Genomic DNA, 12442 nt, shown 5'->3' on the forward strand with positions numbered 1-12442 from the left:
TCATGTTCACGCACAAACGTACCGATTTCCCCGAGGGCTTCCTCTTCGGGGCTGCAACCTCTGCTTACCAGATCGAAGGGCACGCCTATGGTGGCGCGGGCCGCGCCATGTGGGATGATTTCGCCGCCACGCCCGGCAATGTTGTCCGGGCCGAAGACGGCGCGCGCGCCTGCGACCATTACCACCGGTACGAAAGCGATTTGGACCTGCTGCGCGACGGTGGCTTTGACGCCTACCGCTTTTCGACAAGCTGGGCGCGGGTCATGCCGGACGGGCGCAATGTGAACCCCGAAGGGCTCGATTTCTACGACCGGCTTGTCGACGCGATGCTGGAACGGAACCTCAAACCCTGCGCCACGCTCTACCATTGGGAACTGCCCTCGGCGCTCGCCGATCTGGGCGGCTGGCGCAACCGCGGCATCGCAGGCTGGTTCGGCGATTTCACCGAAGCGGTCATGGCCCGCATCGGCGACCGCACTTATTCCGTGGCGACGATCAACGAATTCTGGTGCGTGTCCTTCCTGTCCCATTTCCTCGGCCACCACGCGCCGGGCCTGCGCGACATCAGGGCGACAGCCCGCGCCATGCACCACGTGCTTTTGGCCCACGGTACATCCATCGAACGGATGCGCGGTCTGGGGATCAAAAACCTCGGAGCCGTCTTCAACATGGAATGGGCTACACCCGCCGATGACAGCCTCGAAGCGGCAGAGGCCGCGGCCCTCTACGATGATTACTACAACCACTTCTTCGTTTCCGGCGCGTTCAAGGGCACCTATCCCGACCGCTTGACCGCAGCGCTTGGCCCCCATTTTCCTGACGGCTGGCAAGACGACATGACCACCATCAAGGCCCCGCTGGACTGGGCCGGGATCAACTACTACACGCGGTCGATCCTTGCCCCGAATGATGGTCCTTGGCCGCATCATCACAGCGTTGAAGGCCCACTGGAAAAGACGCAAATGGGGTGGGAGGTCTACCCGCAGGGCCTGCATGATTTCCTCGTGCGGACAGCGTCTGAATACACCGGCGATCTACCCCTCTTTGTGACCGAAAATGGCATGGCGAATGCCGATGTGATCGTCGACGGGGTGGTGCAGGACGACGCCCGCATCGCCTACTTCCAAAACCACCTGCAAGCGGTCCGCGACGCCATCGCCAAGGGCGTGCCGGTGCAGGGCTACATGGCGTGGTCGCTCATGGACAATTACGAATGGGCGCTGGGTTATGAAAAGCGGTTCGGCATGGTCCACGTGGATTTCGACAGCCTCGAACGCACGCCCAAAGCGTCATGGCATGCGTTCAAGGACATGCTGACCGCTAGCTGAGGAACGTATCCACCACCTGCTGTTGCAGCTTCTTTCCATCGGGGTCGAGGTCGGTTTTCAGTGCACAGAACGCCTCGCCCCATTTTGACGTCCGGGTGCGGATGGGCGGGGCATCGGATGCCACGCACTCCATGACAACAGCCGCCACTTCATCGGCGGTCTGGTAGATGTCACTGCCCGCCTGCCGGGTCTGCGACCCGCCCACATATTTCTGCAGAATGGGCAGATATTCATCGTCCAGCATCCCGCCGGTCTCTTCCACCTGCTTCATCACGTTGGCAGCAAACTCCGACGCGATCCCGCCCGGCTCAACCACTGTGAAGTTGATCCCGAAATGGGGCGAGATGTAGGACGCCATCGCCTCCATATACCCTTCGACCGCGAACTTGGCGGCGCAGTAAATCTCGTTGAACGGCTGACCAACCAGCCCACCGACTGAGGATATGGTGATCACATGCCCGGCGCGACGCTCGCGGAAATGGGCGATCACCGCCTTGGTGCAGCGCACGACACCCATGAAATTGACGTCCATGACCCAGTTGATGTCATCTTCGCTGGCCTGCTCGGTCGACCGCACAAACCCGGCGCCCGCATTGTTGATCAGCACATCAACATGCCCTTGCGCACCCAGCACGTCCTCAACGCAGGCAGCGATCGACGCGCTGTCCTGCACGTCCAACTGCGCGACATTCAGGGTGACACCTGCCGCCTCGGCCGCCTCATCCAGCGCGGTCCGCTTGTCCAGATTGCGCATGGTGGCATAGACCGTGTGGCCCGCCTGCGCGGCCTGCACGGCCAGGGAAATGCCCAGACCCGAGGAGCATCCGGTGATGAGAATGACTTTGGACATGGGTCAGCTCCCTTTGATGATTGCGATACAACCAGCAATGGGCCCGCACCAAAGGATAGTCAAATCCACCGTGCGGCAAAGCCCCGCCTACATCCACTGACGCGGATCAACCGCTTGCCCGGTGCGCGCGCTTTCCTGGGCTGCGATCCCCATCGCCACGGCGGCCCAGCCGTCGCGCAGCGTGACCTCTGGCGCACCCTGACCACGCACCAGCGCGGCAAAGCGTTGATGTTGATAAAAGGTCGATCCGTTGTGATCGCCCGCCTCCAACAGTGTTGGATCGACGGGAATGTCATGGGTCACAGGCCCTTGCGGTTGGCGCGGTGATGTCACCAGCTTGGCAATCGGGGCAGGGCCCAGATGCGCGGGCCAGAACCGGCCCGGTCCGGGCACAAACGCCTCGATTTTACCGATCGGCCCAACGGCAGACAGCTCTTCCTGATAGGCGGACCCTTCGGCGAACATGCACAATTCCAGCATCGCGCGGGTGCCATTGTCGAATTCGACCAGCGCATAGCCGCTGTCGACGATGTCTGGCACCTCGCCGCCATAATCCTCGTCCAGATGATTTACGGCTTGGCTGGCCGAGGCCATGACACGCACCGGCTCCGCGCCCATCGCCAGACGCATCAGGTCAAAGAAATGGCAGCATTTTTCGACAAAAGTTCCACCCGTGTAGCGGTTGAAGCGGTTCCAGTCGCCGACCTTTTCCAGAAACGGAAAGCGGTGTTCGCGCACCGACAACTGCCTGATGCCCCCGGTCGCCTCCGCAGCCTTTTCAAGAAACTGCGCGATGACGGGCATATAGCGGTACTCCATCGCCACCCAGATCGGCGCAGGGTAGCTGTCGCGGAACGCGGCCAGCTTTGCGGCATCGGCGGGGTCCGTGAACAAGGGCTTTTCGACCAGCAGGGGCAGGGGGCGCGTGGCCGCGATCTCTTCCATCTGTGCCACGTGGCAGAAGTTCGGGCTGACGATCAGCAGGCAATCCAAGTCTTCAACGGCCAGCAACTCCTGAACAGAACCCACCACCTGTGCCTCGGGCACGATGGCTGACGCCTGTGCAGCCATGCCCGCATCCGGTTCATAGAACGCGGCGACACTTGCCTCGGGCAACAGCGCAATATTGCGCATGTGTTCCTGCCCCATCATCCCGCATCCGATAATGCCATAGCGTACCTGGTCCAACCTGCGTTCCTTCACTTCATGCGTTGCACATAAACGGCCCGCGCGGGGTCGTACCATGTGCGGGAAAATTCAATGGGTGCCGCTGCGTCTGCCCAGCTCAGGCGCTCGACATACCCGACCGTGTCGCCGGGACGCGGGCCATAGGCATCGGGCGCCCAGTCCGGCACCGCGCCCAGCGACACCCGGTCCTCGGCCCGCTGGATCCACAGACCCAGCTCTTTGCGGTACGTGGCATAAAGGGATTCGGACATCGTGGCTTCCGACACGATTCCCGCATCCGCATCCAGCCAAATCTCTTCGACAGCGATGATTGTGTCATTCAGGGACCGCAGCCGCCGGATGCGCGTGCCCCGGACTGCACTTCCGAAATCTGGCAGGTCAGCGGGCTTGCCCATCAGATCAACAGACAGAACCTGCGCCCGCGGCAGCCCACCACCTTCAAGCAGTTCCAGCCGGAACATGGCATAGACGGTGCCCGTGTCGCCCCCCGCCCGGATATAGTTGCCGGAGCCTTGAACGCTCTGCACCAACCCCTTTTCGCCCATGTCCCGCAGGGCTTTGCGCAACGTGCCGACGCTCACGCCCAGCTCGGCGGCCATGTCGCGTTCGGGCGGCAAACGCTCGCCATCGATCAAGCGGCCAGAAATGATATCCCGGGTCAGAAGCTCGGCGATCTGCACGTAGATGGGCAGCGACTGAGGGGATTGTTTTTGCGTGGTCACGTGAGGTTACAGGCTGGAGTGCATAAAATTGATACACCATTGATCTACATCAATGACAGTGTTACGCAAGTGCCAAGTTGAAGCCATTGAAAGACCGTAGATGACGATCGTCCCCATCACATCCCCAGACCTTGATGCGGCCGAAGTGTCGTGGTTCTCGGCTCTTTGCTCGGACGACTATCAGTTTCTTGGCGTGCCTGACGGCAATTTGCGGTCCAGCTGGGCGCACTGTTCCGACATCGTGAAAGAGGCCGAGGCGCAAGGTTTCCGCAACATCCTCTGCCCCTCCTCCTACCAGGTGGGGCAGGACACGCTGTCCTTCGTTGCCGGCTGCGCGCCCATCACATCCAAGATCAACCTGCTTGCCGCCGTCCGCTGCGGCGAGGTGCAGCCGATCATGCTGGCCCGCACCATCGCCACACTTGACCACATGCTTGAAGGGCGGCTGACTGTGAACATCATTTCGTCCGATTTTCCGGGCGAAAAGGCCGATAGCGAATACCGCTACCAACGCTCGCGCGAGGTGGTCGAAATCCTGAAACAGGCGTGGACGCGGGACGAAATCACGTACAAGGGCGAGGTGTACAACTTCGAAGGTCTCACCACAGACCCCGTGCGCCCCTACCAGACAGGCGGTCCGCTGCTCTATTTCGGGGGCTATTCCCCATCAGCACTCGACCTGTGCGGCCAGCATTGTGATGTCTACCTGATGTGGCCCGAGCCAAAGGAAAACCTCGCGCAGCGCATGCGCGACGTGAACGCCGTGGCCGAGAAATACAACCGTACGCTCGACTACGGCCTGCGGGTGCACATGATCGTGCGGGACACGGAAGCCGAGGCGCGCGAATACGCAGACTACATCGTGTCAAAACTTGATGACGAATACGGCCAGCTGATCCGTGACCGGGCTTTGGACAGCACGTCGCTTGGCGTGGCGCATCAGGCCAAGGCGCGCGAACTGGCGGACAAGTTCGGCTATGTCGAACCCAACCTCTGGACCGGTGTTGGCCGGGCGCGTTCGGGCTGTGGCGCGGCGCTTGTCGGCTCGACCGATCAGGTGATGTCGAAAATCGAAGAATATCAAAAGATGGGCATCCGCGCCTTCATCTTCTCGGGCTACCCGCACCTGGACGAAGCAAAGCATTTTGGCGCGCTTGTCATGCCGCACTTGAAAACCTGCTCATTGCCCCATGCTTATGGCCGGGTGCCATCGACCGCCCCCGCAACACCCCTTGCCGCAGGAGAGCGCCGCTAATGGACCGCGTCCAACTATCCGATACCCTGAATTTCTCGCGCATCGTCTATGGCATGTGGCGCTTGGCTGACGACAGCGACACGTCGGTGGGCCACGTCCAGGCCAAGATCCACGCCTGCCTTGACCAGGGGATCACCACCTTTGACCAGGCCGACATCTACGGTGGCTACGTGGCCGAGGCTGTGCTGGGCGAGGCGCTCAAGGCCGATACCGGCCTGCGGTCCAAGATGGAGATCGTGACCAAATGCGATATCGTCGCGCCCGTGGGCCGCTATGCTGACGCGCCGGTCAAATACTACGACACCAGCCGCGCCCACATCATGCAAAGCATCGAAAACTCGCTGCGGGACATGAACGTCGATCACATCGACCTGTTGCTGATCCACCGCCCTGACCCGTTCATGGATCACCATGAAACAGGTGCCGCGCTGGACGAAGCGGTCGCGAGCGGCAAGGTCGGCGCCGTAGGCGTGTCCAACTTCCGCCCCTGGGACTGGAAGCTGCTGCAATCGGGTATGAAATCGCAACTGGTCACCAACCAGATCGAAATTTCCCTCAGTGAAATCAACCCGTTCACCAACGGGGACCTGTCGTTCCACCAGCGGCACGGCCAGCCTGTGATGGCGTGGTCACCACTTGGTGGCGGCGGCCTGATGACGGGCAATGACAAACTGCACGCTGTCATGGATGAGATTGCTGGCGCACAAGGCGTAGATCGCGCTGCCGTCGCGACCGCGTTTTTGCTGGCACACCCCGCAAACATCATTCCGGTGATGGGTACGAATAATATCGACCGGATCAGCAAGATCGGCAATGCTGCACAGGTGTCACTGGACCGGCCCACATGGTTCCGCTTGTATGAAGCGGCCCTGGGACATGAGGTGGCTTGATGACAATGCAAAGCCCGGACCAATCGACAGTGTTTTCCCCCGATGCCAATTCCAGCCGCCAGCTCCGCGACGCCTTCGGCAAGTTCGCCACTGGCGTAACCCTGATCACAGCGCCCAGCGTCGACGGCCCCATCGCCATCGTGGCCAACAGCTTTTCGTCCGTCTCTCTGGATCCGGCGCTTGTCTTATGGTCCGTGGACCGCGATGCCCGCCGCTTCCGCTATTTCGAAGCGGCCGACCACTACGCAATCCACGTTCTGGCCGCAGAACAGCACGAAATCTGCAAACGTGCAGCGCGCGATGGGCACATGCTGAACGACCATACGCATCACTTCAACGCCGATGGTGTTCCTTTGATTGATCATTGCCTTGCGCGGTTCGAATGTCGCAGGGTGGCAGCACATGACGCAGGCGACCACGTGATTATCGTGGGCCAGGTCCAGCGCACCGAGATGCGCGACGGACAGCCGCTCACATTCTTCGGGGGCAACTTCGGCTCCGTCACGTCCTGACGTGAAAAACGACCCGCCCGCGGGGTGAAAGCGGAAAATGGGCCACGGTGGATTAACCGCCGGGCGACCGACAAAGGGAGGGCCCTTCATGGGTCTATTACTGACGGTGCTCGCGCCGATCAGCTGGTTGAATGGCCTGCTGCTCAAGATCGGGCGAGCCATAGGCATCGTGGCCATTGCGGCCATGGTGATTGCGATCCTGATTCAGGTCGTGGCCCGCTATCTCTTCAACAATGCATTGCCCTGGCCGGACGAGGCGGCACGCTTCTGCATGCTCTGGATGACCGGCCTGATGGCACCCACGGCCTTCCGGCGCGGGGGCTTCGTGGCGCTCGACATGATCTCGGGCGTGTTGCCACGACCCGTCGCAGCACTCCTTGGTCTGGTCCTGCTCCTGATCTCCATCGCGATCCTGCTGGTCGCCTTGCCCATCGGCTATTCCGAGGTGACAGGCTTTGGCGGCAAGTTTGCCACCGCATCGCTCTACCTGCCCACATTCGATGGCTGGTTCCGCGTTCCACGCAGCTGGATGATGCTGTCTTTGCTCATCGGTGTGGTTCTTCTGCTCATGGTCAATGTCGAATTGATCCTGCGCAAACTGGTCGAGTTGATGGGCGGCGGCGATCAATTGCCCGATCTCGATCTGGGCGACATGGCTGCGGGGAGCGAATGATATGCTGATCTGGTTCCTTCCGCTTTTCCTGCTGTTCCTGATGATCGGCCTGCCGGTCTTCTTCGGCCTGCTCGCCGCCCCTGGCATCCTGCTGTACCTCAACGGGCAAGAGCGTGACATCACGCTGCTCTACCGGAACGTCTACAACGGCATGGACAGCTTCCCGCTCATGGCAATCCCGTTCTTCATGCTGGCGGGCGAGTTGATGAACAAGGGTGGGATCACCATCCGCCTTGTCCAGTTTTCCCAAGCGCTCATGGGCCACCTGCGCGGTGGCCTCGCGCAAGTGAACGTGCTGTCGTCCATCCTCTTCGCGGGCCTCTCCGGCTCTGCCGTGGCCGACACCTCGGCGCTTGGTTCCATGCTGGTGCCAGCGATGGAGAAAGAGGGTTATACCCGCCGCTACGCTGCAGCGATCACCGCCGCCTCATCCGTCATCGGCCCGATCATCCCGCCCTCGGGCATCATGATCATCTACGCCTATGTTATGGGCGAAAGCGTTGCGGCCCTGTTCCTCGCGGGCATCGTGCCGGGTATCCTCGTGGGTGTCGGCCTCATGGTGATGATCCGCCTCACCGCTGACCGCTACGACCTGCCCGCGGCGCACAAAGTCAAATTCGACGGCGTTGCGCTCAGCCCCATGGAACGTTGGGTGTCCTGGGCGCTGGTGCGTCTGAACATCGGCCTGCTGCTCTGGGCCTTCCTGCCCTTGGGCGAGACATCCCCGCTGATCCTCTGGGGCACCTTCGCAGGCGCGGTCGTCGTGGCCCACGCGCTGATGCTTGCGCTCCGTACCCAGGTCAGCAGCGAATTCCGCACCATCTGCAAACGCGCGATCGTGCCCTTGCAAACGCCGGTCCTAATCCTCGGCGGAATCCTCGGCGGCGTCTTCACCCCGACCGAGGCGGCAGCGGTCGCCGTGGCCTACGCCGTCTTCGTCGCCTTCTTTGTCCTGCGCACCATGCGCCTGTCGGATCTGCCCGACATCCTCAGCCGCGCGGGGCTGACCAGCGCCGTGGTCTTGTTGCTGGTGGGGGCAGCACTTGCGTTCAAAACGGTGGTCTCGCTCAGCTACGCGCCCCAGATCCTCGCGGATTTCATTCTGACGCTGTCGGAAAACCCTCTGGTCCTGCTTTTCCTGATCAACCTGCTGTTGTTCATCGTCGGCATGTTCCTTGATGCAGGGCCCGCGATCATCATCCTTGGGCCCATCCTCGGCCCCATCTTCGTCGATCTCGGCGTCGACCCGATCCACTTTGCCATCATCATGTCGGTGAACCTGACGGTGGGGCTGGCAACGCCACCCATGGGGCTGGTGCTTTTCGTTGCGGCGGCGGTCAGTCGGGAAAAGGTGGAAACCATCGCCAAGGCGATCCTGCCCTTCCTCGCCATCGAGATCGCAGTGATCTTCCTGATCACCTACGTGCCCGCAATATCCATGACCATTCCCCGCCTGACGGGGTTTGCAAACTAATCCAGAGCTTAACGGGAGGACCTAACATAATGCTCAAAACGACCCTCAAAACCCTCACAGCCGCCGCGCTTGTCGCAGGCTCGGCCATGATGGCGACAGCGCAGGATTACACGATCCGCGCCACCGCCAACTCGAATACCAATGACGAAGATTATGACGGCCTCGTCGTCTTCAAGAACTATGTCGAGGCAGCTTCAAACGGCGCCATCGCCGTGGAACTCTTCATCGGCACGCAACTCTGCTCGAACGGTGCGGAATGCCTGCAAGGCGTGGCCGACGGCTCGATCGATGTCTACATCTCCACCTCCGGCGGTGCCTCGGGCATCTTTCCTTACGTGCAGGTGCTCGACCTGCCATACCTGATGGCCGACGACCGCATCGCGGAACACGTGCTGTCGGGTGACTTCACCCGCACCATGCGTGACATGGCGCTTGAGGATTCCGGTGGCGCGATCCGCCTGATGACCATCGGGAACACCGGCGGCTGGCGCAACTTTGCCAACACGCAACGCCGTGTGGCCGAGCCGGGCGATATGGAAGGTCTGAAAATCCGTACCGTGGTCGCCGACCTGCCGCAAGAACTGGTCAAAGCCCTTGGCGCGTCCCCAACCCCGATCCCGTGGCCCGAGCTTTTCACCTCGTTCCAGACCGGCGTTGTCGAAGGATCCAAGAACGGCATCACCGACATCATGGGTATGAAGTTCCCCGATGCGGGCCTGCAATACGTCACCCTCGACGGCCACGCCTACATGGGTGCGCTGTGGTGGATGTCGAACGAAAACTTCCTCGCAATGCCCGAAGACATGCGCCGCGTCGTGGTTGATGGCTTCTACGCCCTGCAACAGGCGACATTCGCCTCGCCCAAGCGCAAGTCGATCCAGGCTTACGAAGAGTTTGTCGCCGGTGGCGGTGATCTCTACGTGCCAACACCTGCGCAAAAGGCTGCGTTTGCCGAAGCGTCCACACCGGTCTACGACTGGTTCAAGGACAACGTGGCCCGTGGCCCTGAAATCTTTGACGCTCTGACAGCTGCCGTTGCAGCCGCCGAAGAAGACGTGAACGCGTCGCGCGCCGCCGACCTGAACTAAAGCGGACCAATATCCGCGTTATCCCAAGGCCGTCCCATATCGGGGCGGCCTTTCCTCGTTGGTGCATCTGAACGACAAGGAAACGGATGGGCTAAGGGCGCGGTTGCGGCAAGTGATCGACATAGCCAGCCGCCACAAGTGCGTCGAAGGCCTGTAGAACAGGCTCAGGAACATCCACGTGCCGTTGAAAACCCAACGTGGTGTAGGTACGCATCCGGTCCAGATCTCCAACCATTTCGCAAATCAATGCGCGTTGATCGTGATGGGGAAGGGGTTGATCCTCAAATGCGGTGTCGGGCGCTGTGACCAAGGATTTCACCCCCGGCCACTGGTGTTCAGCCGTCGCCAGACACCGCAATTGCGTCTGCGGTTTGGTCACAAAGATCACCTGCTTTGCATCAGGGACAAGATCCGCGCAGAAACGCACATTCTCACCGATATTCGTGGCGCGGGGTTCCAGTGTGATCGCCTCTGTCGGCACGCCCAACTGATGCGCGTGATCACAGAATGCCTCTGCCTCGCTTGCCGGGAAAAGGTCGCTTGTCCAATTCCCTGATGCGCCGGTGAATATGATCCGGGGCGCAAAACCGTCCTTGAACAGTTCCGCGCAACGCGCGGCCACCCGGATGTCATAGGATCCCAATCCAATAATGACGTCCGCCGCGCTTGGTGTGCTGTTGACATGATGAAAGTGCCAGAGTGTGCGGGCGGCCTCTGGAACGTCATTTGCGGTCATCTGGCCCTCTTTGTCTGCACGGTCGACCCTCGCTGCAAGGGAATGGACATGCAAGGCGGATCGGTCCCTCAGACTTGTCCGGATGCAATACGCCAAGCCCCTCTTGCGCTTCGGTGCTGTCACGGCAAAGCTGCCGCTACCTGTCCCGAACAAAGGTCACTCCCATGTCCCAAATCGACAAAGCCAACGCCTTCGCCGCCTTGCACATCCCCGGCACACCCGTCGTTATCTACAACATCTGGGACGCGGGCACGGCCAAGGCCGTGACCAAGGCGGGCGCCAAGGCCCTTGCCACCGGCAGCTGGTCCGTGGCCGAGGCGCAGGGTTACCCTGACGGCGAAAACATCCCGCTCGACGATCTGCTCGCCATCGCCACCCGCATTGTGAACAGCACGGACCTGCCGGTCAGCATCGATTTCGAAGGAGGCTATACCGCCGACCCCGAACCGCTGGCCGCCAACATCACGGCCCTGATCGGCACGGGCGCCATCGGGCTCAACTTCGAGGATCAAGTGGTCGGCAGCTCAGACCTCTATCCCATCGACACACAAGCTGCCCGGGTCAAGGCGATCCGCGCTACGGCTGACGCAGCGGGCGTGCCGCTCTTCATCAACGCGCGCACCGATCTGTTCTTGAAAGCCAAGCCCGACACCCACGCGACCCATCTGGTCGAGGCAAAAGAACGTGGCGCAGCCTATGCCGAGGCCGGGGCCAGCGGCTTCTTCATCCCCGGCTTGACGGACCACGGCATGATCCGTGGCATCTGCGATGCGTCATCCTTGCCAATCAACGTGATGATGCGCGGTGCCCTGAGTTCGATTGCCGAAGTCGCCGCCCTCGGCGTTGCGCGGGCCAGCTATGGCCCGGGTCCTTTCGCCCAATCCATGACGCAGGTGGCCGAAGGTTACAGCGCAGCCGCCGCCAGCTAACGGTAGGGCGGGGTTCACCCCGCCTCTCCTAACAAAAGGTAAAGCGCCGCGTTCAAACGTTAACGCCGCCCAAATCTTAACCGGTTGTTAACGCGCAGTGGCAATGCAAAATGTGCAGTCTCGGACTGCTAATGCGCAGTTTCAGCATATGAGGCTGAAACAGGCTGGTATGACCCGCACCAAACTGTGCACTTTTTGCCGCAAAATGCGCGTTTTATCCGAATTTAACCATCGTACGCAGCGTTAACGCCACCGTACGGTGACAAGGCTTCCCAAGGCGAAAATCTGCTGCCACACTCACCGGAACGGATACATCCACACCTTGTAGTCAGCGACCAGAATATGCGCCCGATCAATCTGATCCTTGGTCATTTTCTTGACCACCTCTTCCAGCGAAATCGCCGCGTCGGGATCGCCGCCAATCGCGGACAGGGTGTACCACATATACGCGCGCACAAGGTCCGGTGCGGGCATCCCGCGCCCAACCTCGTAGTACCATCCGACACCGGATTGCGCGCCCGGATGCCCCTTCATCGACGACCGCAAATACCACTCGAACGCCCGTTCATCATCGCGCTCGACGCCAAGGCCCAAGGCGTACATGACACCGATCAGTTCCTCGGCATCCGCATTGCCCGACCGGGCCGCGGGCCACAGCGCATCATAGGCTGCCTTGTAGTCTCCGGCCTCCATCAGATCGCGCGCTTCCTCAATCTCGGCCAGTGCCGGGAAGGCCATAAAAACAAGGGCTATCGCAAGTTTGCGCATGTACTTCTCCTTTGCGGCGCACCCGCCTT

The 12442-nt window shown here is 61.1% G+C and carries 13 protein-coding genes; 8 read left to right on the top strand and 5 right to left on the bottom strand.

The features are described from left to right. The first annotated feature begins 2 nt into the window (after positions 1-2). Positions 3-1328 carry a GH1 family beta-glucosidase gene (locus Q1A51_RS21555; protein WP_299602304.1) on the top strand — a complete coding sequence of 442 codons (1326 nt, stop codon included), beginning with the start codon at positions 3-5 and terminating at the stop codon, positions 1326-1328. Here the strand turns inward: Q1A51_RS21555 and Q1A51_RS21560 are convergent. The 3 genes from Q1A51_RS21560 to Q1A51_RS21570 all read right to left on the bottom strand — a co-directional run bounded on the left by Q1A51_RS21560 (position 1321) and on the right by Q1A51_RS21570 (position 4088). Continuing rightward, a complete protein-coding gene (locus Q1A51_RS21560; protein WP_299205397.1) occupies positions 1321-2178 on the bottom strand; it encodes an SDR family oxidoreductase in 858 nt (285 codons plus the stop codon). The two genes, Q1A51_RS21555 and Q1A51_RS21560, sit on opposite strands and share 8 nt — an antisense overlap. A gap of 87 nt (positions 2179-2265) precedes the next feature. Further along, positions 2266-3366, bottom strand: coding sequence for a Gfo/Idh/MocA family oxidoreductase (locus Q1A51_RS21565; protein ID WP_299602307.1), 1101 nt, complete (start codon positions 3364-3366; stop codon positions 2266-2268). 11 nt (positions 3367-3377) lie between these two features. Further along, on the bottom strand, positions 3378-4088 hold the full coding sequence (locus Q1A51_RS21570) for a GntR family transcriptional regulator (RefSeq protein WP_299602309.1): 711 nt from the start codon (positions 4086-4088) through the stop codon (positions 3378-3380). A 100-nt stretch (positions 4089-4188) separates the two neighbouring features. Between Q1A51_RS21570 and Q1A51_RS21575 the strand changes: the two genes are divergently transcribed. From Q1A51_RS21575 to dctP, 6 genes are all read left to right on the top strand, one after another. Continuing rightward, positions 4189-5343, top strand: a complete 1155-nt coding sequence (locus Q1A51_RS21575; protein WP_299602312.1) for an LLM class flavin-dependent oxidoreductase — start codon at positions 4189-4191, stop codon at positions 5341-5343. After that, positions 5343-6233 (top strand): aldo/keto reductase family oxidoreductase, encoded by an 891-nt coding sequence (locus Q1A51_RS21580; RefSeq protein ID WP_299602314.1) that lies wholly within the window; start codon positions 5343-5345, stop codon positions 6231-6233. Before Q1A51_RS21575 ends, Q1A51_RS21580 begins: the two co-directional genes overlap by 1 nt. Then, complete coding sequence (locus tag Q1A51_RS21585) at positions 6233-6745, top strand: flavin reductase family protein (RefSeq protein ID WP_299602316.1); 513 nt, start codon at positions 6233-6235, stop codon at positions 6743-6745. Before Q1A51_RS21580 ends, Q1A51_RS21585 begins: the two co-directional genes overlap by 1 nt. A gap of 88 nt (positions 6746-6833) precedes the next feature. After that, entirely contained in the window at positions 6834-7418 is a 585-nt protein-coding gene (locus tag Q1A51_RS21590) for a TRAP transporter small permease subunit (RefSeq protein WP_299205379.1), read from the top strand. Position 7419: 1 nt separating this feature from the next. Further along, complete coding sequence (locus Q1A51_RS21595; RefSeq protein ID WP_299205376.1) at positions 7420-8892, top strand: TRAP transporter large permease; 1473 nt, start codon at positions 7420-7422, stop codon at positions 8890-8892. A 29-nt stretch (positions 8893-8921) separates the two neighbouring features. After that, complete coding sequence (gene dctP / locus Q1A51_RS21600) at positions 8922-9980, top strand: TRAP transporter substrate-binding protein DctP (RefSeq protein WP_299205373.1); 1059 nt, start codon at positions 8922-8924, stop codon at positions 9978-9980. Positions 9981-10071: 91 nt separating this feature from the next. Here the strand turns inward: dctP and Q1A51_RS21605 are convergent, their stop codons facing one another. Beyond that, positions 10072-10716 (bottom strand): YdcF family protein, encoded by a 645-nt coding sequence (locus tag Q1A51_RS21605; protein ID WP_299602320.1) that lies wholly within the window; start codon positions 10714-10716, stop codon positions 10072-10074. 164 nt (positions 10717-10880) lie between these two features. Here Q1A51_RS21605 and Q1A51_RS21610 point away from each other — a divergent pair, with 164 nt between their 5' ends. After that, entirely contained in the window at positions 10881-11645 is a 765-nt protein-coding gene (locus tag Q1A51_RS21610; RefSeq protein WP_299602323.1) for an isocitrate lyase/phosphoenolpyruvate mutase family protein, read from the top strand. Positions 11646-11942: 297 nt separating this feature from the next. Here the strand turns inward: Q1A51_RS21610 and Q1A51_RS21615 are convergent, their stop codons facing one another. Continuing rightward, a complete protein-coding gene (locus tag Q1A51_RS21615) occupies positions 11943-12413 on the bottom strand; it encodes a tetratricopeptide repeat protein (RefSeq protein ID WP_299550256.1) in 471 nt (156 codons plus the stop codon). Positions 12414-12442: the final 29 nt, after the last annotated feature.

It is taken from the genome of uncultured Tateyamaria sp. (assembly GCF_947496075.1).
In the GTDB taxonomy this organism is placed as follows: Bacteria; Pseudomonadota; Alphaproteobacteria; order Rhodobacterales; family Rhodobacteraceae; genus Tateyamaria.

What these genes read in the sequence shown, in the direction of transcription:
- Q1A51_RS21610 (WP_299602323.1), top strand. Translation starts at nt 10,881, where the DNA reads ATGTCCCAAATCGACAAAGCCAACGCCTTCGCCGCCTTGCACATCCCC.
- Q1A51_RS21555 (WP_299602304.1), top strand. Translation starts at nt 3, where the DNA reads ATGTTCACGCACAAACGTACCGATTTCCCCGAGGGCTTCCTCTTCGGG.
- Q1A51_RS21580 (WP_299602314.1), top strand. Translation starts at nt 5,343, where the DNA reads ATGGACCGCGTCCAACTATCCGATACCCTGAATTTCTCGCGCATCGTC.
- Q1A51_RS21605 (WP_299602320.1), bottom strand. Translation starts at nt 10,716, where the DNA reads ATGACCGCAAATGACGTTCCAGAGGCCGCCCGCACACTCTGGCACTTT.
- Q1A51_RS21560 (WP_299205397.1), bottom strand. Translation starts at nt 2,178, where the DNA reads ATGTCCAAAGTCATTCTCATCACCGGATGCTCCTCGGGTCTGGGCATT.
- Q1A51_RS21585 (WP_299602316.1), top strand. Translation starts at nt 6,233, where the DNA reads ATGACAATGCAAAGCCCGGACCAATCGACAGTGTTTTCCCCCGATGCC.
- Q1A51_RS21590 (WP_299205379.1), top strand. Translation starts at nt 6,834, where the DNA reads ATGGGTCTATTACTGACGGTGCTCGCGCCGATCAGCTGGTTGAATGGC.
- Q1A51_RS21595 (WP_299205376.1), top strand. Translation starts at nt 7,420, where the DNA reads ATGCTGATCTGGTTCCTTCCGCTTTTCCTGCTGTTCCTGATGATCGGC.
- Q1A51_RS21575 (WP_299602312.1), top strand. Translation starts at nt 4,189, where the DNA reads ATGACGATCGTCCCCATCACATCCCCAGACCTTGATGCGGCCGAAGTG.
- Q1A51_RS21615 (WP_299550256.1), bottom strand. Translation starts at nt 12,413, where the DNA reads ATGCGCAAACTTGCGATAGCCCTTGTTTTTATGGCCTTCCCGGCACTG.
- dctP (WP_299205373.1), top strand. Translation starts at nt 8,922, where the DNA reads ATGCTCAAAACGACCCTCAAAACCCTCACAGCCGCCGCGCTTGTCGCA.